This window comes from Streptomyces sp. NBC_01190, assembly GCF_045039895.1.
GTDB lineage: Bacteria > Actinomycetota > Actinomycetes > Streptomycetales > Streptomycetaceae > Actinacidiphila.
Genome location: NZ_CP108580.1, coordinates 8,089,586 through 8,114,142 on the forward strand (window position 1 = coordinate 8,089,586; position 24,557 = coordinate 8,114,142).

At 69.6% G+C, this 24,557-nt stretch carries 12 protein-coding genes and 4 pseudogenes; 8 read left to right on the top strand and 8 right to left on the bottom strand.

The window, feature by feature from the left end; genetic code table 11:
• Positions 1-125 precede the first annotated feature (125 nt).
• Positions 126-218, bottom strand: a pseudogene (locus OG519_RS33965) (site-specific integrase); the annotation flags it as partial.
• Positions 219-599: 381 nt separating this feature from the next.
• Here OG519_RS33965 and OG519_RS33970 point away from each other — a divergent pair.
• The 3 genes and pseudogenes from OG519_RS33970 to OG519_RS33980 form a co-directional block, all read left to right on the top strand.
• A pseudogene (locus OG519_RS33970) lies at positions 600-878 on the top strand (IS30 family transposase); the annotation flags it as partial.
• Positions 879-1,300: 422 nt separating this feature from the next.
• Positions 1,301-2,371, top strand: coding sequence for a hypothetical protein (locus OG519_RS33975; protein WP_405592324.1), 1,071 nt, complete (start codon positions 1,301-1,303; stop codon positions 2,369-2,371).
• Between the two features lie 18 nt (positions 2,372-2,389).
• Positions 2,390-3,163, top strand: a complete 774-nt coding sequence (locus OG519_RS33980) for a hypothetical protein (RefSeq protein ID WP_405592326.1) — start codon at positions 2,390-2,392, stop codon at positions 3,161-3,163.
• Between the two features lie 410 nt (positions 3,164-3,573).
• Here the strand turns inward: OG519_RS33980 and OG519_RS33985 are convergent, their stop codons facing one another.
• The 4 genes and pseudogenes from OG519_RS33985 to OG519_RS34000 all read right to left on the bottom strand — a co-directional run bounded on the left by OG519_RS33985 (position 3,574) and on the right by OG519_RS34000 (position 8,931).
• On the bottom strand, positions 3,574-3,837 hold the full coding sequence (locus OG519_RS33985; protein ID WP_405592328.1) for a transposase: 264 nt from the start codon (positions 3,835-3,837) through the stop codon (positions 3,574-3,576).
• On the bottom strand, positions 3,819-4,508 hold the full coding sequence (locus OG519_RS33990; protein ID WP_405592330.1) for an IS30 family transposase: 690 nt from the start codon (positions 4,506-4,508) through the stop codon (positions 3,819-3,821). Before OG519_RS33990 ends, OG519_RS33985 begins: the two co-directional genes overlap by 19 nt.
• A 118-nt stretch (positions 4,509-4,626) precedes the next feature.
• A pseudogene (locus OG519_RS33995) lies at positions 4,627-4,866 on the bottom strand (transposase); the annotation flags it as partial.
• Between the two features lie 249 nt (positions 4,867-5,115).
• A complete protein-coding gene (locus OG519_RS34000; protein WP_405592332.1) occupies positions 5,116-8,931 on the bottom strand; it encodes a hypothetical protein in 3,816 nt (1,271 codons plus the stop codon).
• A gap of 353 nt (positions 8,932-9,284) precedes the next feature.
• Between OG519_RS34000 and OG519_RS34005 the strand changes: the two genes are divergently transcribed.
• From OG519_RS34005 to OG519_RS34025, 5 genes and pseudogenes are all read left to right on the top strand, one after another.
• Positions 9,285-10,814 (top strand): FG-GAP-like repeat-containing protein, encoded by a 1,530-nt coding sequence (locus tag OG519_RS34005; RefSeq protein WP_405592334.1) that lies wholly within the window; start codon positions 9,285-9,287, stop codon positions 10,812-10,814.
• 275 nt (positions 10,815-11,089) lie between these two features.
• Entirely contained in the window at positions 11,090-11,590 is a 501-nt protein-coding gene (locus OG519_RS34010; protein ID WP_405592336.1) for a hypothetical protein, read from the top strand.
• Positions 11,591-11,973: 383 nt separating this feature from the next.
• Positions 11,974-15,342 (top strand): ALF repeat-containing protein, encoded by a 3,369-nt coding sequence (locus OG519_RS34015; RefSeq protein WP_405592338.1) that lies wholly within the window; start codon positions 11,974-11,976, stop codon positions 15,340-15,342.
• 129 nt (positions 15,343-15,471) lie between these two features.
• Positions 15,472-15,651, top strand: a pseudogene (locus OG519_RS34020) (transposase); the annotation flags it as partial.
• 453 nt (positions 15,652-16,104) lie between these two features.
• A complete protein-coding gene (locus tag OG519_RS34025) occupies positions 16,105-16,692 on the top strand; it encodes a pentapeptide repeat-containing protein (protein ID WP_405592340.1) in 588 nt (195 codons plus the stop codon).
• A gap of 200 nt (positions 16,693-16,892) precedes the next feature.
• On the opposite strand, the gene OG519_RS34030 is transcribed toward OG519_RS34025, so the two are convergent.
• The 3 genes from OG519_RS34030 to OG519_RS34040 all read right to left on the bottom strand — a co-directional run bounded on the left by OG519_RS34030 (position 16,893) and on the right by OG519_RS34040 (position 24,183).
• The gene (locus OG519_RS34030) at positions 16,893-19,691 is read right to left on the bottom strand and encodes a TIGR02391 family protein (protein ID WP_405592342.1); all 2,799 of its coding nucleotides are present in this window, start codon (positions 19,689-19,691) and stop codon (positions 16,893-16,895) included.
• 68 nt (positions 19,692-19,759) lie between these two features.
• The gene (locus tag OG519_RS34035) at positions 19,760-23,008 is read right to left on the bottom strand and encodes a helicase associated domain-containing protein (protein WP_405592344.1); all 3,249 of its coding nucleotides are present in this window, start codon (positions 23,006-23,008) and stop codon (positions 19,760-19,762) included.
• A 170-nt stretch (positions 23,009-23,178) separates the two neighbouring features.
• Positions 23,179-24,183: a TniB family NTP-binding protein gene (locus OG519_RS34040; protein WP_405577129.1), complete on the bottom strand. Its 1,005-nt coding sequence runs from the start codon at positions 24,181-24,183 to the stop codon at positions 23,179-23,181.
• Positions 24,184-24,557: the final 374 nt, after the last annotated feature.

Here is a 24,557-nt window from a genome sequence, read left to right on the forward strand (position 1 = left end):
GGGTCCGGCCAGCGGCCGAACGGCCTGGCTGACCGGGGGCCGGACGTGCCGACGGCGCCCGGCCCTGTGGTGCGGTGGGGCGGTATGTGGATCACGCGGATTCTCCGCGCTCGGCGGGCAGCCGGTCAGCCCCGGGCGTCGCCCGGCGCGAGCAGGCCAGCCATCTCGGCGATCGCCTCGGGTGACGGCTTGAAGTAGCGGCGGACGTTCTCCGCCTTATTAGCTTGTTCTTTAACCTCGGGCGTCACTCGACCTGCTGGTCTGTGGTTCTTCCCGGGACAGAAAGGGCGGCCGTTCTCCACGCTTCGAGATGTCGAGTCACGAAGTCCGAGAGAACGGCCGCTGCGTATGAGTCTGCCTCTCCCCGGTGCCACCGGCGGTGCGTTGGAGGTCCTGTCCCGCTTTCGGGTCGAGTTCTACGTGAAGTTCCCCCGTGATCTGGGACCAAACGTCCCAGTCTCCAGGTGTCCAGGTCAACGGGGAAGCTTCAGGTCGACCGGAAGTCACGGTTCCTCACGGTCGTGAAACTTGCCAGCCGTCACACCACCGTGGTCGTTCCCGCTCTCACCGAGACCTACGCACGCATGGACCCGCGACTGCGCGGCACGCTGACCTGGGACCGCAGCATGGAACTGGCAGCTCACCAGCGGTTCACCGCCGACACCGGTGTCGACGTGTTCTTCGCAGCCCCACGGAGCCCCTGACAACGTGGCACCAACGAGAACACCAACAAGCTGCTCCGGCAGTACCTGCCCAAAGGCACCAACCTGTCGACCTTCAGCCAGGACGACCTTGACGCCATCGCGACCAAGCTCAACAACCGTCCGCGCAAGTGCCTGGGATTCCGCACACCGGCGAGTGTTGCCTTGACCGGTTGAATCTAAGGTCCAGGGTTCTGTACGGGGAGGCTGGACCAGGGGTCTGCCCGGCCCCCCGCCGGACGGCTTCGGACCAGTGTTCCGGGGCCGCTCGCGGACCGCAAAGTCCCGCCTGCCGTGGGGGGCCGGCGGCCCGCGCGGCCCGCGTGGTCGCGACCCGCGGGCGGATTCACCGAACCTCTCCACCCCGTACACTCCCGCTCCATCCGGCTGCGGCAGTCTGTCCGTTCGACGTGCGAGGCCCAGGGGGGAGGGGACGCGTGAGCGACCCGGAAACGGCGTGCGGCGGTCCGGTCCGGAGGGGGACGAGCGAGCCCATTTTGAAGGCCGTTCGCCCGCGCCACTGGCTCAGATCGCTGCTGCGGCGGGCCGGCACCATCACGGCCTTACTCGCCTTAGTCGCGTCCGGCACGGTGATCGCGGTGAGCGGGAAGCTGTTGCTGCCGTTCCAGCAGGTCACCACCCTGCACGGACGCCTCGCCTCGATCGGCGACTTCTTCGAGGACCCGCAGGTCGTCAGGATCCTGCGCAAGCACGGACTGCGGGTGGAGGTGTCCTTGGCCGGCTCACGCCAGGTGGCGACCGGCAGCCTCGAAGGCCTCGACTTCGTCTTCCCCTCGGGCAAGCCCGCCTCGGATCTGATCTGGGACCTCCGGCACCGCCAGGGCCTGTACGAGAACAGCTCCCAGCCCTTCGAGAGCCCGCTGGTGCTCGCCAGTTTCCGCGAGTACGCCGAAACGCTGGTCGACCAGGGGATCGCCGTCCCCCAGCCCGCCGCCGACGGGCAGCCGCCGCTCTACTACACCCTCGACATGACGAAGTTCCTCAAGCGGACGGCGGACAGCCCGAGTTGGGACGATCTCGGCGTCGCCCGCCACGGACTGCCCAACGGCAACGCCGTGGTGGCGCAGACCTCCGACATCTGCGACTCCAACTCGGCGGACAGCTACCTGAGTCTGGTCGCCTTCGCCGCCAACGACAACCGCCCGCCGACCGAGGACGAGGTCCCGGACGTGGCACGGCGTATCAAAGGGCTGCTGCTCCAGCAGAGCCCGAGCGACGACCTGTACAGCTCCTACACCAGCGCGCACGGGCCCAGCACCGACCCGATCGCCGTGCTCTACGAGCACCAGTACCTCGCCTACCAGGCCGGCTACCAGGCCGCGCGCGGCGAGGTCGACACCGAACGCGTCCTGCTCTATCCGAAGTCCCCAAGCCGGTCGCAACCCCACTTCATCGCACTGGACCGCAAGGCCGACCGGCTCGGAACGCTGCTGGGGAAGGACCCCGAGCTGCGCCGCCGGGCGACCGAACTGGGGTACCAGATCCTGCCCGACGACAACTCCCAGGCGCTGGACCGGTATCTCGACAGCCGGCACATCCCCCCTCCCAACACGCCCGTCAACGACCTGACGGAGGCGAAGATGCCGCCCTGGGACGTGCTGGAGGACATGATCGCCGCCGTCAAACCGTGCCCGGCCGTGCCCGACTGATCCCGCGAGGTGTGACCCGTGCCTGTCCTGAGCGACCGCCTGTGGTGGGCCGTCAACTGGCCCTGGATGACGGTGTGGCTGGCGACCGCGCTGGGCGCCCTCTGGCTGCTCGGGCTGCGGATCGCCGGGCACCGCCGCCGCACCCGGCCCTCCGAAATGCTGGTGAACGGCCGCACCTGCCTCTATCTCGACGACCGGACGATCATGGACCAGTTCCAGATGAACCGGTACGAGGTGGCGCTGCGCAAGGAGGTCGAGCAGCGCACCAGGACCGGTCTGACCGGGCGGATCCTGGCGACGCTGCCGCTCGTCTCACCCGAGGCGACCTTCGACAGCAGCCGTGAGGTCGTCACCAAGTACATCGAGGCGGCCGACGAGCCGATCACCGTGATCGGCCTGCTCGTGGACGGTCTGGAGCGCGCCGAAGCGATCGTGCACGCGAACCTGCGGCGCGGGACCGTACGGCGCAACGCGGCCCTGGACAAGGTCCGCGCCCAGCACGACCGCGGCCGGCCCACCCGGCTCAGCGGCACCGGCGAGTGGTTCGTGCTGCTCACCGCGGACTTCGTCCGCGAGGCCGGCCCGCATCCCGCCCCCATCCCCACCTCGGGCCTCACCGTCTTCACCACGCCCTACGGCCCCCAGGCCACCGCCCGCGTCCGGGTGTCCTGCCGCACCGCCGGCCTGCGCGAGCCGGTCGACGCCTTCCCGGCGCTGTGCCTGGGCAAGGTCGGCGCCTGGCACCCGGAGAGCGAGACACTCGACGTCCGGCCGCTGGCGATCTTCACCTAGTGTTCTGCGCCGGAAATCTCGGGTTTAAGTTTCTTGCTGGTCTTGGGTGTGCGCTTGATCCGCTTTGACGGACATTCGAGATCAGGGGTTCTGCCCCGGGAGGATGTCCATCATGGAGAGCATGGGGAAGAAGAAGCCTCGCCCTCGCCGCTCGTTCACGCCGGAGTTCAAGGCCGAGATCGTGGAGCTTTGCCAGCGCGGTGACCGCTCGATGGGTCAGATCGCGAAGCTTAGATTCAACCGGTCAAGGCAACACTCGCCGGTGTGCGGAATCCCAGGCACTTGCGCGGACGGTTGTTGAGCTTGGTCGCGATGGCGTCAAGGTCGTCCTGGCTGAAGGTCGACAGGTTGGTGCCTTTGGGCAGGTACTGCCGGAGCAGCTTGTTGGTGTTCTCGTTGGTGCCACGTTGTCAGGGGCTCCGTGGGGCTGCGAAGAACACGTCGACACCGGTGTCGGCGGTGAACCGCTGGTGAGCTGCCAGTTCCATGCTGCGGTCCCAGGTCAGCGTGCCGCGCAGTCGCGGGTCCATGCGTGCGTAGGTCTCGGTGAGAGCGGGAACGACCACGGTGGTGTGACGGCTGGCAAGTTTCACGACCGTGAGGAACCGTGACTTCCGGTCGACCAGGGTAGCGACCTGGCTGTTGTTCGAGCCGATCACCAGATCGCCTTCCAAGTGCCGAACTCACTCCGGTCCTCCGCGGTCTCGGGCCGTTCGTCGATCGGTCGGGTACCGGTTATCTGTGAGCGCCACTGTCCCTTCACCGTGTGGCGCTTGTTCTTCCGGATCGGGCGCCCGGTGCGAAGGCGCTTGCACAACTCGCGGGGAACCACCTTCCACCGGGTGGTGCAGACCGACCGATAAATCGTCTCGTGGCTGATCCGCATCCCCGGGTCGTCACTGTGATGGAGACGCAGGTGCCCGGTGATCTGTTCCGGCGACCACTCCTCCCTCAGCAGGGTCAGCACCGCCTGCTTCAGCACAGGTCTGCGAGCGAGGAGACACTGCTTCGGGCGCCGTGCGCGGTCAAGCGCCCGTTCCTGCGCAGCGATCGCCCGATAGACGTCGCGTCCGCCGTTCTTGTTCACTTCACGGCTGATCGTCGACACCGCGCGCCCCAGGAGGCCGGCGATGGCCCGGTAGGACTCGCCGGCGCACAGTCCGCGCGAGATCTCGTCCCGCTCACCCACGGTCAGGCTTCCAGCGCGCGCCTTGCAGGATCCGGGAGCGATCCCACCGTGGTGCTTCAGGACAGTGAACACCGAGCCGGGCGGCTTGCCGATCTGCCTGGAGATGACACTGATCGACTCCCCGGCCCTCCACCGCCGCCACAAGTCCGCCTTCATCCCGTCCGACATCCCCGGCCGACCCAGTCTCGCCACGTATACCGCCCTCACCAGCACTGTTGCTCCGACCGGTTGAATCTAAGGCAGCTTTCCGGAGGATCTCGTTGTCCTCCTCCAGCCGGGCGTTCTCCCACCGCAGGCGCTTGAGCTCGTCCTTCCCGTCAGGGGACATGCCGGCGTCACCCCTGTGGTCCGCGGGCCGGCCCCGGGCCTTGTCGTCGCGGACCCAGTTGCGCAGGGTTTCCAGATGGACACCCAAACTGCGCGCGATGTCGGTGAGGGTCCGATCCTTCGAGGAACGCACCAGGTCCACCGCGTCCCGCTTGAACTCTTCGGGGTAGTTCTTCCGCTTTGCCACCTTGAATCACTTCCCCTGGATGACCAAACATCCAGCGTCCAGGTGTCGGAAATCCGGGGGTCACTCCATGGAACCCGGCGCCCACCCGACGCGACAGCCGGGCGCTCAGGCTGCCGACCATCAGGCACAGAACGCGAAACGGCCCACCGACTTCGCCGACAGACCATCACGAAAGATCGAGGTTAGGGCCGGTTTCCGGGGCGGGACCGGCGAAGGGTGTGCCGGGCGGCACCGCGGACGGAATACCGTTCACTGGCGGTGCGTGCGCCCCGGTACAGGGCATACGGGCTGTGCTGGTGTCCCGGGAATGTAGATGTCGTGTGCTTCGCGGGTGAGGTTGCGTCCGACGGCAGCGCACAAGCGGTTCGGTAACGAGGTGAGGTCGGGCGGGATGATTTTCCAGGCGACGGTTCTGCCGGTCGGGTCCAGGAGTGCGAGTGTGCGCCCGTCGGGGCTGAACGCCAGGGCCTGGGGGGCAGGGGTCAGTCCAGCGTAGTGAATAGTCTGTCGGGCTTTGCCGGTGTTCGTCTCCCATATCCGGGCCCCGTTCTCCTGACCGACGGCCACGGTTCGGCTGTCGGGGCTGAACACCACGGTGGTGGCTCCGGCGCCGGGCAGTACGGTTCGGAGCCGGCCGGTGGAGGTGTCCCACAACAGGACACGGTGGTCGTCCGCGATCGTGGCCAGAGTGCGGCCGTCGGGGCTGAGTTCCATGACGCCGTAGGCCCGCGCGACGGGCACGGTGAAGACGGACACGGTCCGAAGGTGGTTGCCTGCGGCTTGGATGATCCGGATTTTCCCGCTGAGAGTGTGGACGGCCAGGGTCCGTCCGTCGGGGCTCAGCGCCGCGTCGTCGGCGAAATCGCTGCGCGTGGTGAATCGCAGCGCGGCGCGTAAGTGTCCGGTGGCCGTGTCCCACAGCCGCAGCGTGGTGAGGTCGCTGGTGAGGAGTGTGCGGCCATCCGCGCTGAGGTCCCATACGTCCTGGTCGGCCGCTATGACACGAGGGAGCCCCGTGGAGTCCTGCAGGCGGACCGTCCCGTGGAGATCGCCGAAGGCCAGGAGGTATCTGCTGGCTCCGAACGCCGCTTTGATCGCCGGCATCCTGTCGGGGTCTTCCCGCAGGACGGTCCGCCACTGACCGGTGGCGACATCCCGCAGGACCAGGCCGCCGTCGCCGGCGCCGACGGCCAGGGTGCGGCCGTTCTGGCTGAACACGAGCGCCGTGGTGCTGCCGTACCGGGCGGTGACCGGAGCGAAGCTGCTCTGGGGGGTCTCGCCGCCGGAGGCCCACAGCCGTACCGTGCCGTCGGCGGCTCCCGAGGCCAGGGTCCTGCTGTCGGGGGTGAAGGCCAACTCGGTCACGGAGCTGCTGTAGCCGGTGAGGGCGATCCCGCTGTAGTTCGTGAGGGTGTCCCATAGCCAGATGGTGCCGTCGCCGACACCGCCGGCCAGAGTATTGCCGTCCGGGCTGAACGCCAGAGCGGTGACCTGGGTCGGGTCGCCCACTCTGTCGGCGTTGTCCGTGCTGGTGGCAGCAGCGGTGAGGGCGGAGGTGGCGTCGAGAACACGGGAGACGTCGCCGGTGACGGTGTTCCACAGCCGGACGTTCCCATCATCGCCGCTCGCGGCGAGAAGGCGTCCGTCCGGGCTGAAGACGACCGGCGTGGAGGGAGTGAACGCGAAACCCCGGGAATCCAGACGGAGACGGAGGTGGCCGCTGGCTGCGTCGCGCAGGGTGATCACCTCGGGGTTCTCCATGGTGGCCAGGACACGGTGGTCGGGGCTGAGGCCTAAAACCGTCACATCGCCGGTGCCGGAGGGCTGCCCGGCGCCGGTGAGGTCCGTTGTGTGGGCCTTTCCGCTGACGATGTCGCGGACGGTCACGGTGGGGATCCGGCCCGGCGAGGCGGCCGGGCCCCGCGGCCGGGTCTCGACGATGGTTCGCCCGTCCGGGGCGAGCCACTGACTCGTGATCCTGGAGTCAAAACGGGCGGGGGCCAGGGATTCGCCAGTGGCCAGGTCCAGTTCGTGGACCACACGGCTCTCGTCCGTGGTGACCAGAGTGCGCTCGTCCGGGCCGAGCGCCATCGACGTGACCGCGTCGGGAGGTGCGGCCAGGAGGCTCGGTGAACGGTCGTCGGTCGTGTCCGCTCGCAGCAGCGTACGGTCGTCCTTGCCCCATATGAGGGTACGCCCGTCGTGGCTGAAGGCCATGGAGGTCACCGGGCTGACGCTTCCGGCGAACGTGCGGCGCATGGGGAGCGCGTCGGCTGCGGTCAGAGCGGTCCGGGCCTCCTCGGTGGGGCTGGTCCTGTACGCCTGGGCGGCCAGCAGCATGACCGCGTCGTCGTTCTTCCCGATCAGCGAGCTTGATGCGGCCGCCAACTGCCTTGACAAGGCGACTTGTTGTGCTGCGACGGCTCTGCGACGTGATCGCTCGCTCGCTCGGCTCTGTGCTGCGGCGATCAGGCCCGCGGTGACCGCGAGCACCAACATCACCGACAAGGCGGCGATGAGGGCACGCAGTCGCCGCGCCGCGCGGGCCGCCACGTGGATCTCGTGGTCGCGGGCGGCGCGGCTGGTGTCGAGGAAGGCCGATTCCAGGCCGGTGAGGCCTTCACGGTCCGCACCGGCAAAGGCGTCGCACGCGGCGGACAGGCGGGTGCCGCGGTAGAGGGCACCGGGGTCGCGGCGGTGTTCCTCCCAGGTGCGGGCGGCTTCGGTCAGACGGCGGTGGATCTTCAGGTGTTCACGGTCCTCCTCGATCCATAAGCGGTACCGCGGCCAGCCGGAGATCAGGGCTTCGTGGGCGAGATCGACGGTGTCCCCGTCCAGGGTCAGCAGACGTGCCGTGGCCAGGGCCTCGACCACCGTCGCGGTGTCGGAGCCGTCACAGGAATCCAGTTCGGCGCGATCCGCGGACCGGCGGGTGTCCTGGGCTCCCTCACCCGGGTTGATCAGCCGCAGCAGGATCCGGCGGGCCGCTGCCGTCTGGGACGGCGACAGGCTCGCGTAGAACGCCTCCGCGGTCGCCGCGATCGCGCCGTGGAGCCCGCCCGCGGCCTCGTACATCGCCTCGGTCAGGGCCCGGCCGTGGCGCCGGCGCCAGGTCTCCAGCAGCGCGTGGGACATCAGCGGCAAGCTGCCCGGCTCGCGTCCGACTTCGGCGATGATGCGCGCGGTCAGGTCCCTTTCCACTATCAGTCCGGCCGCCGCGGCAGGTTTGACGACCGCCTCGCGCAGCTCGGCCGCGTTCATCGGCCCGACCAGCAGCCCGGCATCACGCAGTGCCGCCGCCAGACCCGGGTGCTGGGCACAGTGGCCGTAGAAGTCCGCCCGCACCCCGATGACCACGCGCAACCCGCTGCCGGCGTCGAGCGCATTGAGCAGCATGCCGAGGAAGCGCTCGCGTTCGTCGCTGTCGCGGCACAGGGTGAACACCTCCTCGAACTGGTCGACCACCACCAGGATGTCCCCCCTCCGGGAGGTGGCCGACAGCCGCGCGGCGTGAGCGTCCGCGGGCCGCGCACCAGGGGTGACGATGCGCACACCCGCCAGATGTGGCGCCCCTTCGCCGTGTTCCCGCAGAGCCGGGATCAGCCCGGCCCGCAGCAGTGAGGACTTACCGCTGCCCGAGGCCCCGACCAGCGCGCTGAACCGATGCCGCCCCACCAGATCCACCGCCTGCCCGACGAGGTCGTCCCGGCCGAAGAACAGCTCCCGGTGAGCGGGTTCGAACCGCGCCAGCCCCCGGTACGGCGACTCCGTACCGGCCTCCCTGCCCCGCCGCACGGCGCCGTCCTGCTCGACCGCGTTCCGGTAACGCCGCTCCCACTCCGCGGCATTTCCGGCGCACGCCTGGACAAAGGCCAGCACCGTGGACAGCGACGCCATCCGCTCGCCGCCCGCCGCCTGCGACAGCGTGCTCGTCCCACACCCTGTCATCCGGGCCATCTCCCGATACGTCGGGCTGCCGGCCCGCGCCCGCAACTCCCGCAGGCCCGCCGCGAACTCCTGCACCGGACCCGCACCCGCGTCCAGCGGACTCTCCGGACGTCCCATCACCGCGCCCCCCTCTGCCACCTGTATTCAGGCGGCGGGCACTCGAAATTACGCAGCCGGCCGGAGGAACAACAAGCGCACCACTTCGGCCACCCGCGGCCCGCGACCACCCCGACCGTAGGCCCTCCGATGGTTGTTCCGCCGGGCACGACAGGGCAGCGGAACAACCCCGACCCGCGCTGGAATGAGGGTCGTTACCACCGCACCGACACGTCGTGACAGGCCGTCAGGACGAAACGTTGTCCGGGTCCCGACGGCGTCGGCAGGGCTTCGATCGTCCGCCGGCGGCACTGTCGGTGGCGCTCGCCGGACGGTCCGGGCGAGCACCCGACCCCTCTCCTGGAGAGAACCTCATGCCACATGCGTACCCGCGCAACGCCTGGGTGGGCGGCGTCGCCGTCGCCGTCGCGGTGGCCGGCGTCCTCGTCGGCTCGCCCTCACAGGCTCTGGAAGGACCCAAGGCCACGGCCTCGTACAGCTACACAGCCAAGATCGTCATTGGTGACTCCGAGCGCGCCTGCACCGGCACTCTCGTCGCTCCCCAGTGGGTCTTGTCCGCCGCGAGCTGTTTCACCGACTCGACGGGCAGCGTGCCGAGCGGACCGCCCGAGACCCCGACCACGGTCGTCATCGGCCGTACCGACCTGACCCAGACTTCGGTCGGAGCAACTCGGACCGTGGTGCGGGTTGTTCCCTATCCCGGCCGGGACCTGGTCATGGTGAAGTTGGCCACCGGTGTGGCAGGCGTGAAGCCGGTCACCCTGGCATCCACCCCACTGGTGACCGGCGAAAGTGTCCAAGCGGCGGGGTTCGGCCGCACGAAGACGACGTGGGTCCCCGACCAGCTCCACACGGCTCCCTTCACCGCGACCCGCGACAGTACCCCGAACGTCGCGCTCACCGCCGCCGGCGACGGGGTCGTCTGCCAGGGGGACGCGGGTGGCCCCGTCCTGCGCGGAGCGGTCGGCGCCCAGGAGCTCGTTGCCGTCACCAGCAGGTCGTGGCAGGGCGGATGCCTCGGCATGCCGGCCACGGAGACCCGCACGGCAGCGATCGCCACCCGTGTGGACGACCTTGATGCCTGGATCTCCAGCACCTCGTTCGCCGTCCCGGGCGACATGAACGGCGACAACAAGCCCGACCTCCTCGCGGTCGACAACCTCGGCAAACTGCGTCTGTACCCCGGCACGGGAACCGGTGCGGTCGCCGGATCGCCGACGATCATCGGTACCGGTGGATGGACGGGCAGCTCCGTGACACACCGCGGTGACTGGACCGGGGACGGCATGGAGGACGTTGTCGCCCGCGTCGGCAGCGAGTTGCGCGTCTACCCCAACCTCGGCGACGGCAGAGTCGCCGCGCCGATCAAGATCGGCAGCGGTCTGCCCACCACCGCCAAGGTCGTGGGGATCGGCGATGTCACTCGGGACGGACAACCCGACCTCGTCATCTCGTACAACGACAAGCTGTATCTCTACGCGGGCACCAGCGGACCCACCCCGTCGGTCGCCGCGCCCGCTTTGATCGGCGGCTCGGGCTGGGACGTTATGACCCTGACGGCACCCGGCGACGCCGACGAGGACGGGCGGGTCGACCTGCTCGCCAGGGACACCCGTGACGGGGTCCTTTATATCTATCTTGGACAGGCGAACGGAACTTTCGGCGACCGGACCGAGTACGGGCACGGGTACACCACCACCAGCCGGCCCTTGATCGCCGGTGCCGCCGACGCCAACCTCGACGGCGTCGCCGACATGTGGGCCACGGCGGGTGACGCCACCCTGAAGTTCTACGCGGGCGACACCTCGATCCACGGCCCGGTCGACGGCCCGAGCACACAGGTCGGCAACGGCGGCTGGGACACCATCAAGTCCATCAGCTGACCGAGACCGCTGTTGCCGTTGCGCGGCTCCCGTGATGGGGCTTCATGCCCGGGCAGTTGCAGGGAGCGCGCCACCTGTTGGGGGTGCTCCGCACCACGGCGCCGACTCCCTCCGAAACCGGGCCGCGCTCGGGCGGATCCGGCTCCGCCGCCTCTCGTCCGCCCTTGCTCGCCACCATCGAACGCAAGCACGTCACCCACACGTCACACAGGAAATCGGGGAAAGTGATGATGGCACGCACCACAATCGCGGCGAAACCCCGCGGGAAACGATTCATGGCCCGCACGCTGGGGCCTGCGGTCGGCGCCGCCCTCGCGTGGTTCACGCTGTCCGGCGGCGTGACCGCCGCACCCCACCACTCGGCCGACGCCGGGGTGACCGTCGCCGACGCTGCCCCCGGCTACGCGGTCGAGGACTTCGGCTATCCCGGTGCCGACGAGATCCTCGCTGATCAAGGCATCACCCTCAAGCGCGGGGACGGACACATCGTCCTGGCCGACTGTGCCAGCGGAGGCGAACTCGTGGAGGTCAAGGCCCTTCCGGACGTGACGAACACCGTCTGCTTCCGTGTCCTCGGCGACGGCGGATGGCTGAGCGTGGAGATGCCCTCGGTCTACTCGGTCAGGGGAAACGACTACGACACCCAGGTGTCCCTGACCACCGACGGCGAAGAGCGCACGTGGGACATCGACAAGGGTCTGTGGACCTCCGTCGGCGAGAGCGCCGACGACCAGGGGCGCGAGTGGGTTCTCACCGAGATCACCGTTACCAGGTAGTGCTGCCTGGAGCACGGTTCGCACACCGCGGGATCCCGTCCCGATCGCCCGATCGCCCGATCGCCCGGGAAGCGTCGTCCCGATGCCGCTCACAACCCCCGGGTTCCGAAGGCGTGTTGTCAGCCAACGGAGGCGCTGCGCGCACGACACAACACGGCACGGCACGCCGGATGCCCACCCGTCCGGGCCGGACATCGTGCGGCCGCGCCAGCACCGCGTCGCCGTCGGCTTCCGCTCCGCCCGCCTGAACGCTCCGCCCGCCTGAACGCACCGCCGTCCTGAACGCACCGCCCACCCGGCAGCCCGCCAGTTCCGGGCCGCCGAACGATTCGGAGGAACACGTGAACAGTACGGATGGGAGCGGACGTCGTCTGCTCAATGCCGTGGCCGCCACCACGGACGGCGTCCTGACTTCCAGCCCGCCCCTCGATCCCGCCGCCGCGCACGCCGACGACGCGCCGACGAACGGGGGCGACGCGGCCACGGATCCGGGCATTCTCTCCTTGCCCGACACCGACCGCGGCCGCGCCGTGAAGGCATGGATGCTGGGTGGCGCCGCCGTCCGCGCGGCTGCCGGGACCGCCCTCGCGGGCTCGGACGCGGAGGTCAAGGACTTCCTTGACAGCGGCTTGACCGAGGCATCGGCGGCTGACGACCGTGCCACGATCCTCACGGCCATGCCGGCGGCCGGCAAGCACATGGGGATCGCCGCCGCCGCGGCACTCGAAGGCGACGACGAGGCTGTCGCCGCATACCTCGACAACGGCTACCAGGCCGCCTATCTGGAGGACCTGTCCCTCACGACGTCGTCCCTGATCGGCGCCGGCGGCAAGCGCGTCGCCGCCACGGGAAGCGCGGCTCTCGACGCCGGCACCCAGGACGCCTTGGAGGGCTTCCTCCTCAGCGGGCAGTACTCCGCTCGTCTTCAGGACATGTCCCTGGAGACGGCCACCCTCTCGGCAGGGGCCGGACCTGAGGTCCGCGCGTACGCGTCCCGAGCCCTGGACGGAACCGCCGAGGACATCTCCTGGTTCCTGGAGACGGGACAGTACATCGCCAGGGCCCGGGACCAGGAGGCCGCGACCATCGCCGAACTGGTCACCACGGCCGAGCAGGAGGGCCGCGTCGCTGACGCCCAGTCGAAGTTGGCGGTGGAGGCCTCGGCCCGTGCGACGGAGGCGGCAGACCAGGCCAAGGGCGCCGCCGAAACCGCCGCGTCCGAGGTCGCTGCCGCACAGCGCGATGTCGCCAAGGCCGGCTCCGCGGCCCGCAAGGCCGCGCAGGCCGCACAGGGTGCGGCCGACGCCTCCCGGGTGGCCATCCGCGCCTCCCACGCCGCCATCACCGCCTCACGCCGGGCATCCCAGGTCGCGTTGGCCGCGAGTCACGCGGCGGCTGTCGCCGGATCGGCGGCGGCGAGCGCCTACAACTGCGCGGTCGCCGCTTCCAAGGACGCGGCCCAGGCCGCTGCCGCCAAATCCGCCGCCACGAAGGCCCGCAACGCGGCCGCCAACGCACGCACCACGGCGGCCGCCGCGGCGAAAGCCGCGAGCACCGCGGACCAGGCGGCCGGAGCGGGGAGGGCCGCGGCGACTGCCGCGAGCCGGGCGGCGGCCTCCGCGGCCGCCTCTGCCCAGGCAGCCTCCGCGGCCGCCGGGGTCGCGCAGTCCGAGGCCGCCGAGGCGCAGCGGCAGGCCCAGATCGCCGGCACCAACGCCACCATCGCCGCCGACGCCGCCGACAAGTCCCAGTCACTCGCCGGCGCCGCGGCGTCCGCCGCCCGCACCGCACGGGACGCGGCGAACAGTGCCGCCGACCACGCCGACGCGGCGGCGGACGCCGCCGACTGGGCCGCCCAGTTCGCCGGTCAGGCCCTGGACTACGCCAACAGGTCCACGACCTATGCCAACGCGGCGACCGAGGCCGCGACCACCGCCACCGACGCCATCGACCAGGCCCTCACCGTCGCGGAGGCGGCAACCGGGGCCGAATGGGACGCGCTCGAGCGCGAACAGACCCAGGCGATGGACGAATGCCGTCGGCTCGCCGAGACCGAAGCGCAGCGGAGCGCGGAACTCCGCGAGCGGCGGACTCAGCAGCAGCGGACCGCCCAGACCACCCGCGATCTCGTCGCCCAGGCCGAGGCCGCGCTGAGCTCCGGTGATCCGGGCCAGGCCACCTCCCTCGGACGCAAGGCGGCCGTCGCCGTCCTGAGCTCCGGCGGCTCATGGTCGCGAGGTGCCGCGCGGTTCGCGTTGAGCGGCGTGGACGAGGACGTCCACGCCTGGCTCGACGCCGGTCGACAGCTCGCCGAGGAACAGGACGACCGGGAGGCCGTTCTGGCGGTGGCACAGGCCGCAACCGCGACGATCAGTGACGCCGCCGCCGCCGCGCTCGAGAGCACCGAGACGGGCGCGGCAGCAGCGTTCCTCGCCACGGGGATCATCGACGCCGCTGCCCAGGACAACAGCCTGGCGATCGCCCGGGTCCTGGCCGCGTCCCCTGGCGACAGGGTGCGGCAGGCCGCCGACAACGCCCTGGACAGCGGCACGGCCGAGGCCCTGTTCGACTTCTTCGACGAGCACTTCGGCAACGCCCAGATGCAGGACGACGCGATTGCCACGGCCACCCTGCTCACCACGGGAGGCCCGTACACGAAGGCCTACGCCCAGGCGGCCATGGAGGGCCCAGCCTGGATACGCCGGCACTTCCTGTCCACGGTGCTGCACCGGTGCGCCCAACTCGACTACGACTCGGCCGCCCACATCGCCGCCATGCAGGCCGTCATCGCCGCGGCGGCGAAGATCGCCCACAAGGCGCAGCAGGAGGCCGCCCTCGCACAGCGGGCCGCGGCGATCGCCCGGAACGCGGCCGCGGATGCCGACGGCTACACGAACCAGGCCGAAGAAGCCGCCGAGAAGGCGGCCGCGTCCGCACATCTGGCCGACCAATTGGCCGACTCCGCCGAGCAGTCGGCCCAGGACGCCCAGACTTCGGCCGACCGGGCGAAGGCCGCCTCCGCCGCCGCCCTCACCGCGGCCCGCACGGCGAACTACTCGGCGAACAAGGCCTCCGCGGCGGCCCGCAGCGCCGTGTCCTGCGCGGCGTCGGCGCAGGCATCGGCCGCCTCGGCTCGTGCCTCGTCCATCCAGGCGGGTCAGGACGCCGCCGCCGCTGCCGCCGCTGCGAGCCAGGCGCACATCATCGCCGCCCAAAAGCGCCGGGAGGAGGTGGAGACCGCCGCGAGGAAGGCCGCCCAGGCGGCAAGAGACGCACTCGACAACCAAACGAGCCCCGTCGATGTGCCCGGCAACGACGATGTCAGCGACGGCGAGGGCGACGGGTCGACCGCGGAGGAATACGCCGAGAGGCTGGAGGGAGTAAGTGTCGCCACCGGTATGGCGGCCAGTGTTTTTGCCGTCACCGGCAGTCTCCTGCTGATTGTCGGTCCGCCGGGGTGGGGGATCACGGCCGAACTTGAGGTGTTCGCCGGCTATCTGGCCACAGCCTCGATGATCGCCGATCTGGGTGCCGTCGCGCTCAGCGGGATAGCCAACCACTGGCACGGCGACGCGTTCGCGAAGACCTGCGAGTCGGCCACGCTCGGCCTGGTGACCTTCGGCAATGGCAAGCTGATCTCGGGAGTGGCGGAGGGAGCGGAGGGAACGGCCAAGGGCATCGGCATGATCACCGACGGTGTCCAGGAGGGTGTGGGGGCGATCACCCGAGGGCTCTCGAGCTGGTTGGGCTGAGCAACACCCCGGCGCGTCCGGGCACCCTGCTCGCGGAGTGCCCGGATCAGGGCACCGCCCACCGCTGATGTCAGCGTGGAAGGTGTCCTGAATCCGTACGCGGTCGGTGAGGAGTTCGGCCACCGCGCCCCCCGGGAGATCTGGCGGCGGATCTGGTCCAACAACCCCCAAGAACGGCTGAACAGGTAGATCCGCCGCCGCACCGATGTCGTCGGAATCTTCCCCGACCGCACCGCACCGCCGCACGAGAGCATCACCGAATGGCTGAGATTGGAGGGGTGGGTAGTTGGTTCAGCGGGTGGGATGTGGGCTGGGGTGTTGACGGTTGAGTCGCTGTTGTCGTTCCGGCCATGAGGGGTGGGGTTCGAACCGGGGTTCCCGATCGGGTGGTCGTGGAGGTATCCCAGTGTGGACTGTGGACCGCCCGCTGCCGCGGATGCATCTCAGGATCGTCACGGCTCAGGCGACAAGGGCTTTCCGGCCGCGGGGATCTGCTGGAGTGCCGCCATGAGCAGCCCGACTCCCGCCCCCAGGGCGCGCATCACACGATTACGACGTATCGCGGCCCGGCTCAGCCGCCGCCGGACGCCGCCGAACCCGCCACCTCCCGCGGCGACCACGACGAGTACACCACCCGCCCCCGCTGGCGCCACCGCCCCGACCCCGGCGAGCCCGAGCCCCGGGCATTGGTGGACGCGACTGGAGCGCTCGGTGGCACTCCTGGTAAGCATCTCCACCCTGGCAGCGGCAGGAGCCGCGCTGGTGACCGTCCGGCAGGCCAGCGGCGAGCAGCACCTGACCCGCGACGGGCAGGTCACCGACCGCTACAACGCCGCTGTCACCAACCTCGGCGACGACGCCGAAGAGGTGAGGATCGGCGGCCTGTACGCGCTGCAGCGCATCGCCCAAGACTCCCCCCGCGACGCTCCCACCGTCGTCCAGGTCATCTCCGCCTACATCCGCGACCACGCCCCCCGACGCGGAAAAGGCAAGACGCCATCAGACCATCCTGCCAACGATGTCGATGCTGCCCTGCGCATCCTCACCGCCCCACTCAACCCGGCCACACGACTGGACCTGCACGTCACCGAACTCCGTGGCGCCCAAGTCCAGGGCGTCCCCGTCCGACCCGTTGAATTCAAGACCAGGAGCGGCAACGGTATGGCGGGGCAAAGCGGCGCTGGTCTGTCTGGCGCAGACCTGTCCGGCGCAGACCTGTCCGGCGCAGACCTGCCCCAAGTTGGCCTGGCAGACGCAAACCTGGTAGGCGCAGACCTGTCCGGCGCCTACCTGCCCGGCTGTACGCGCCCAATGATCACGGTCGTTCTACGGGGCTGTGGGCTGGGCTGATCATGTAGTTGGTTGGGTTGTCTTTGCTGGGGGGTGGGCCAAGGCCCCGGTGTCGACGCGTGGGTGCAGTGGCATCTGATCTGCGTGTTTTGTGTTCTGGTCAGGTTTATTGGATGGACGTTCATGATCATCGGGTGGCTGAAAGGGTGGACTCGTCTGCTCGTGGGGGTGGCTGTCACGGTCGGCGGGGTCTGCTGTGGTTAGGGCAGGAGCCGGTGGATGGCTCCGGCTCCGAAGTCGGCGAGGTAGGTTTCGCCGGTGGCGGTAGTGGCGAGCTGGCCGGGGTTGGTGAGGCCGGCGGCGACTTCGCGGACTCTGTTGTTGCGCAGGCTGAACAGCCGTCCGCCGTTGAAGTCGCTGAGCAAGATGGATGATCCGCTGATGGTGATGCCGTTGATTCCGGCGAGCTTGTGGTCGTGGAGGAGGTCTGTGGTTGCGCTGGTGTCGGTGAGCGGGATTCTCCATACCCTGTTGTAGTCGTCTCCTGTGGCGGGCCCTGGTGACTGTGCGCAGAGGACGTGAACGGAATCTGCGTTGGTGGCAATCCCGATGGGCGTTCCCTGGACGCGGGTGATTTCTGTTGCTGTGCCGTCCATGTCGACTCGGTGCAGTGCGCCGTCGTGCATGGCGATGAGCAGTGCTTCGCTGGCCCATGTGAAGGCCATGGGTACGCCTTCTGCCTCTGGATCTATGATCTCGCTGCTCTGGTAGTCGTCGCTGTGGTGCAGCACCAGGATGCGGCGGTCCCCGAGGAGGCGGACGGCGAGTTCTCCGTCGTCTCGTGCGGTGATGGTGTCTGTCCCCTGGTCGTGTGCGGAGACCGGGGGTACCACCGTGACCATCCGGTACGCGCCGTCGCTCGTGTCCACGCGCCAGATGTGGCGGCCGCGCGTGCTGACAACGAGGCCTTTGGGGGTGCAGGCGATACCGCTGACGGGTGGGAGACCCGTGAGTAGTTCGGTGGCGGTCCAGCGGGGGTGGGCGGCGACGTCGACGCGGGCCTGTGCGTAGCATCCGTCGTGCTGGCAGCGCAGTGTGGTGATGCCTGGGTGCTTGGCCCGGACGACATTGTTCTTGAAGAACGCGGTTTTCTCGTCCGTGCTCTCCACTTTTGGGCTGTTCAGCGTTCTGGTCCATGTTGCCGTGCCGTCGGTGTAGTGGCCCAGAACGCGCAAGGGGACGGCGTCATCACGGCGCAGACGCAGCACTCCTGGCTCAATGCTGATCCGCATCAGACGTTCCTCGTGCACTGCAGCGCTTGGCTGGCCGACCAGCAGCTGGGAGGCACTGCCCAGCAGGGGACGGAGCGGACCACCGTCGCGGTCGCGCGCCCAAGCGGGTCTGGCCGGCCCTCTGGAGTGCGATGCGCGCCACTCGACGTAATGGCCTACCTGGTAGTTCTCGCGGGTGGCCGCAACGCGCTCACTGGCGATTCCCCCTTCCAGGACTTCCACCCGGACCCCGGAGACGTCGAGCAGTTGCTGCCCGAGGTCGTCTGCGTAGAGCGGGACGCCTACTTCCGTAATGCGGTACCAGGTCGAGCGCCGTGGATCGCGGACCAGCCATACAGAGTGCGCCGGCCCGTGACGTGTCCCATCGACAAGGTGGACACGGTGCTCGCCGGGGGAGACGGCGGAGACGTCGACGACCAGAGTGCCCGGCTGGAAGCTGCGCGTGGCCAGCGGCACCCTCTCGTCCAGCCAAACCTGGACGTGGGGTCCGGCCCGCTCGACCCACAGCGTCAGGTCTCCCTGGCCGTAGCGGTATCCCCGCACCGCCGGCGCACGGTTGAGATCCCGGTCGAGCAGATCCAGCAGAGAACTGGCGTGGGCGAGGATCCGAAGACACTCCCGACGCGAAACGCAGGGCACACTCGGCCGGTCCTTGTGGGAACGGTCTCCCTTGAAGAGCCCGATCGCGCCCGCGAACAACTCGACCATGCGGTCCATGTCGCCGTCACGGTCGGAGATCCGGATCGGGTCCGTCTTCTCCTTGAAGGCGGCCTTGATCAGCACGTCCCCGATTGCCGAGTTGCCCGACCGTTGCCGGACCTCGTCCTCCAGGCGTCGGAAAGCGGCGAAGACGGCCTCGTCGTACAAGTCAGCGCGCAGCGGTGCCTGGCAGGAGTCCACGATCTCTTCGCGCAGCAGACTGAGCAGCACGTCCAGGCTGTGGTCCTGGACCGGTGCTGTCTGTTCTTCAGCGAGTCCTGCGGTCACGTCGTCAGGCGCCGAGGGCATGGGAGCGTCGGTGAGCCTGTGCATCCGTGCGGATGCCGTTGCTGTGCGCTCGCGCTCGAACTTCTCGGTGTACTCAAGGAGTCCGTCCACACCGTGCACGTGCCTGTACGGCCGCAGGCGCGGCCGATCTAGGGTCAGGTTCCACAGCCAGGGATTCTGAGAAGCCCAGCCGCTGCTCGACCAGAAGCCGGGGAGTAGATCGACAAGGACCCTGAGGCGCGCTACCTGTCCCTGTGCGGCTTCGACCTCCGCTGGAATCGCTTTCTCGCCGGCGTCCGAAGATGCCGGGGAGGCCGGGACCGCTGCCCCGGCAGAGGCCGTGGACGTGCCTGTCCCAGGGGATCCGTCGATGTCGTCGGGATTGTCGATGGGCAGGCCCTCGTAATCGGCGAAGGCCTTGCTGCTGGCGGTGAGAGGGGTCTCCGCCGGGCTGGTATCGCCGATTTCGAGATCCACTGTCCAGGCCACGAACCGCTCAAGGAGCTGCAGATCCTCCGGTCCGCCATCGCATGCGGTGACGCCGCGGAGGGTCAGCCTGACCGGGTCGTTGCTGGAGAAACCGTGCGCCTGCCATGGACGGAACAGGTACACGTCGGGAACAGCGAGAAGCGCGGCCTGGGCGTCCTCGATACCCAGATGCCTGTCGACCCACAGGTCCACCGCGGTGAAAGTGGGCCAGTCGCCTCGCTGTTTCAACAGGGCGTATACCGCTTGGAGCAGCTTTCGGGTGCCGGCGTCAAGCTGTGCGTCGTCAGTCACATGAGGATTCTTCCGTCACCGGGAAGTGCGTGACCCCCATTTTCTGATTGCAGGTCATCAGGGTTTTCTCACTGGCCGGCCGGTTCCGCTGGGCGGCTGTTGTAGCCCTGCAGTGGTGTGGGTCCGTGGATGCCGAGGGCGGTGAGGAGGTGTTGCTGGTGGGGGTGGAGTTGGTTCCAGGTGCGTTGCTGGGTGCGGATCCATCGGGTTGTCTGGTTGGGCAGAGGGTGTCCGGTGGTGTGGTGGGTGTGGGCTTGGTGGTAGCTGTGGTTCCAGTTGGCCCGCCAGGGTGAGTCCCACCAGGGGTCGAGTTCGGTGAGCTGCGCGTCGTGGAGCCAGGGTTTCCCGGTGCGTTTGCGGTGGTCGGCGGCGGCGCGGCGTTGTTGGTACAGCCACCAGCCGAGGGGGAAGCCTTCGTGTTCGGTGCGGTAGCCGGCTGAGGTGAGGTTTCCGTGCTGGGCGGCGAAGGCGCGGGTGTAGGGCAGGCCGGCGGCGAGGGACGAGGGCGGGTTTTTCAGGCGGGGCCGGGCCGGGCGCAGGGGCTGGGATGGTTTCGGTGGCGGGGCCAGGGCTCGGGCGTGTTCGGCGGTGAGGCCGGTACCGGTCAGGAGTTGGTGCTGTCCGGGGTGGAGGCTGTCGTAGCTGGAGCACTGGGTGAACAGCCATTTCGAGGTGGCTGTGGGCAGGTCGTCGAGGTCGGCGGTGGTGCCCAGTGACCGGCCGGCCGTGTGGGTGCGGGCGGTGTGCAGGGCCTGTTGCCAGCGCATGGTCCAGGGTGGGTTCCACCAGGGGTCGAGGGCGGCGAGGGCTTGCGCGCGGTCATCGGGTAGTTGTCCGCGGGCGGCGCGTTTGCGTTGGTGGGCGAGCCATTGGCCCAGCCGGTAGCCGTCGTGCCTGGCGTCGCCGGTGACCGCGAGGTGTCCGTGTTGGTCCGCGTAGGCGGTGGCGTGGGCCAGTGCTGTGTCGAAGGCCGCTGCCTGGGCGGTGCGGCGGGGTCGGGCGGCCCGGGCGCCGTCGGCGGTGAGGCCGAGGCCGGTGAGCAGTTGCTGCTGGCGGGGGTGGAGTTCGTCGTAGTGGGTGCTTTGTTCGTACAGCCACTGCCCGGTCCAGTCCGGTGTGCCGGGGAAGCCCCGTCCGGGGGCGAGGTCGTGGCCGGGGGTGAGCTGTGCGCGGGCGGCCTGGTAGCGGCGTTGCCAGGTCATGCCCCAGGGCGGGTTCCAGTAGGGGTCGATGCGGGCGAGGCGTTCCTCGTGCGGCCAGGGAGTGCCGAAGCGGTCGCGGTGGAGGTCGGCCTGGTGCCGCTGGCGGGCCAGCCAGCCTCCGATGGGGAAGCCTTCGTGCCGGTCGGAGGGAGATGCGTTCAGGTCGCCGTGCAGAGCCGCGTAGGAGCGGGCGTAGTGGAGCCCGGTCTCCGGGGACGGTCTGGGAGCGGCGGGGTGGGGGCGGGCGGTTGCGGCGGTCTGCTCGGTCAGTCCGACGGCCGCGAGTTGTCGGCGCTGTTCCAGTGCCAGTCGGGAGTGGGACACACATTGGGTGTACAGCCATTGGCCGAGCTCGTCGTCGAAGGAAGTGAAGGCGTTTTCGGGATCGAGGGGGTGGCCGGAGCGGACAAGATCGCGCACCGTGTAGCAGGCTCGCTGCCAGTCGGAGGGCCAGGGTGGTGCCCACCATGGATCCATCGCGTCCAGCTGTTGTGCGATAGCGGGATCGAGAGTGCCGCGTCGGGCGCGTACGCGGAGGTTGGTCAGCCGTTTGCCGATCGGGAAGCCGGCGTGCTTATCGGCAGCGCTGGCGCACAGGTGCCCGTGCTGCTTCCAGTAGGCGCGTGCGCTGCTCAGGCCCTTGTCACGGGCCTCGGCGAGGTTGCGGCGCCGCGGCAGTGCGTGGCGGGCGGTTTCGGTGCTGATGCCGATCTGAGCCAGCAGTCTGCGCTGCTGGGGGTGGAGGCTGTCGTAGATCTGGCACTGCTGGTACAGCCAGGTGCCGAGATTCTCGCTGGTGCCGGGGAAGCCCTGCTCGGGGCTGATGTCGGTTCCCGAGTCCAGCAGCCGTTGTGCGCGCAGGTAGATGCGCTGCCACAGCGTGCTCCACGGAGGATTCCACCACGGGTCGAGATCGGACAGGGCCTGGCTACGCTCGGGGGAGAGCTGGGGGCCTGCGGCGCGCTGATTGGACAACCACAGGCCAAGGAGGAACCCGTCCTTTTCGTGCCGGTAGGGAATGCACAGGTGGCCGTGCTCGGCAGCGTAGGTACGGGCGTGGCGCAGGCCGCGTGCGAAGCCCTCGGCGGCGGCCTGGGTATCCGGCGCCGATAGCGACAGCGGCTGTGGGTTCAGGGGCGGCTCGTTCCCGTGCCGGCTGTCGGCCAGGAGCCGGGAGATCGGTGTGGGTCGGTGGGGCGGGGCGATGTGCCACATGCTGCGTGTTTTCGGCTTGTGCCCGGCCTTGGTGCGTACGCAGGCGCGCACCCAGGCGTTCAGCGGTCCTGTCGTGAGGGCACTGAGGCGATTGGCGATCCACGGCCGCTCAAGGCGCCGGGCCAGCTCGTCGAGGAAGCCGGGGACATCGGCCAGGGTGTGCGGCTGGTGCCGTCCGGCGTCGGCGAGCAGCTGCTCCTGCATGCCAGGGTCGGCCAGGAACGCGGTCAGGGTGACGGCTTCGGGATAGGTCACCGCGTCCCGCGCCGCATCACGCCACGCGGCAGCGTTGCCGCGGGCCATCTGCCGCAGCCGCCCGGACCAGGTGGTCTCGTCCGGCCACGGCTGGTTCCACCATGAGGCCAGGACCGCTTGCGCCGTGGCGAACGCGTCGGCAGCGTGCGGGTAGCGCCTAACCAGCCGTCGATGACGGCGCTGGGACGACACGACCTGCGGCACATTCCGCAGGTCCAGCTGTCCGGGCACCGCTGTCGCCCCGTCAACGACGGGAGTCTCCAGCATCCAGCACTGGTGTGTGGTGCAGACCCGCCTGTGCGCCAGGAGGTAGCGGCGTGCTTTTTCCCAGCCTTGCGTGGCGGTCGCGGTGCAGGCCCGGCATCCGGGGCCGGTCGGCGCGATCGTGCCAGCGGTGCGGACCCAGGCCGCCGGCCCGCTCCCGAGCCTGCCGGAAGAGACGTCTCCGTCCCAGGCGGGCAGGGCGCGGCGCAGGTGGTCTTCGGGCATGCGGCAGAACGCGGCGACCACCGCCCGGGCCTCGGCGTTGAAGACCACTTCGCCGTCCGGCCGCACCGTAAACAGATTCGGGCGGCGCCCCACGTCCACCAGCGCGCCGATGAGCTCTTTGGCCGTGAGCCGGTAGCGGGACGCGACCCGGGTCATGAACGACAGCGTCGTCTCGCCGTTCAACGGCGCTACCCGCACCGCACCCAACGGCAGGCCGCGAGGCGAGGAGACAGGCTGTCCCTGACCGGGCGGCCGCGCATCCTCATCCCTGGCCGTACGGTTCCCCGGCGTCGCCATGGTCCTGTTCACTGTCGCTTCCACCGCCTTCAGGACACGAGGCCGCGGGGGCGCGCGGCGCGCTTCTGCGGTGGGCGGGATTGCTGTTCTGCGCGGATGTCGAGCTGGATGCCGGCCAGGAGTCGTTTGGTGATCTTCTCGCTGTCGTCGAGGAGAGCGGTGAGGGCGGCTTCACGGATGAGGTGGGACAGGCTTCCCATGACTCCGCCGGTGCGCTGGTGGAGGTAGTCGGCGTGCCGGGCCAGGGTGCCGTGGGTGTGGTGGCGCAGGCGCAGGGCGTTTTCCATGGCGGTGACCAGGTCCAGCCAGGTCGCGCGCTGTTCGGTGGTGCCGCGGGACAGGGCGGTGTTGCGGACCAGGGTGAAGCGGCCGGCGAGCTGGGCGCCGCGCGGCCCGTTGAGTAGGGGGGAGGCTTCGACGTCGACGCCGGCGTAGACAAAAGTTGCGGGAATCCTCTCGCCGAGGTGCTTCATCTGGTCGGAGGTCTCCGCGCCGGCGCGGGTGCGGGTGTCGAGCAGGTGGACGTCGTCGACGAGGACCAGCGCGGTGCCCAGCTGGCACAGCAGGTGGCAGACGGCGTCGGTGATCTGCGCCTGGTTCATCCGGACCGCGATGGGGATGCCGAGGAACCGGGCGAACTCCGATACCAGCATCTTGGGGGTGGAGGCGGGAGGCACGGCCAGGAACACCACGGGCAGCCGGTCGGTGCGGCCGGGGTGGCGGCGCTGTTCGGCGAGCTCGAAGGTGCGGCCCATTTCCAGCAGGGTGGTGGTCTTGCCGGTGGTGGGCGGCCCGGACACGATCAGCCCGCGGCGGGCGGTGCCCTGCTGGCGGCGGTTGAGGAGCATCAGCCGCCGCACCGACAGCGAGATGCGCTGCATCGCCGGGGTGGTCAGGACGACGAACCGGGAGTGGTAGTCCAGACGTTCCTCAAGCGACCAGTCTTCGTCCCCGGTGTGCGGGGGCTGCAGCGGGGGAGTGCCGACGAACTGCTGCCAGCCCTCCCGCGTGGTCGGCGGCGCATACGCCGCCATCTGCTGCTCCTGGTCCGGGACGGGACCGGCTTCGGCGACTGCTGTTACCACTGGGCTGCCTCCTGGCGGGCGTCGTAGATCCGGGACGGGCGGGGGATCGCGGCCGGCCCGGGTGGTGGTTCGTGCCCGGCGGGAGCGCCGCCGGCATCATCCGGTGAGCCGAAAGGGTCGTCGTCCTCGTCCCAACCGTCCTCGAACTCCTCGCCCGCAGGCACCTCCTCGCCGTCGGGCTCGTCGAGGCCAGGTGGGGTGAAGGTGCCGACCAGGCTGTAGGACAGGGTCGGGGCCGTGAGTAGGCCGGGTGGATCGGGCTGGTGCGGAGTGGGCCCGGCCAGCGATGCTGCGGCGCCGGCGCGTGCTGCGACGGTCCGATC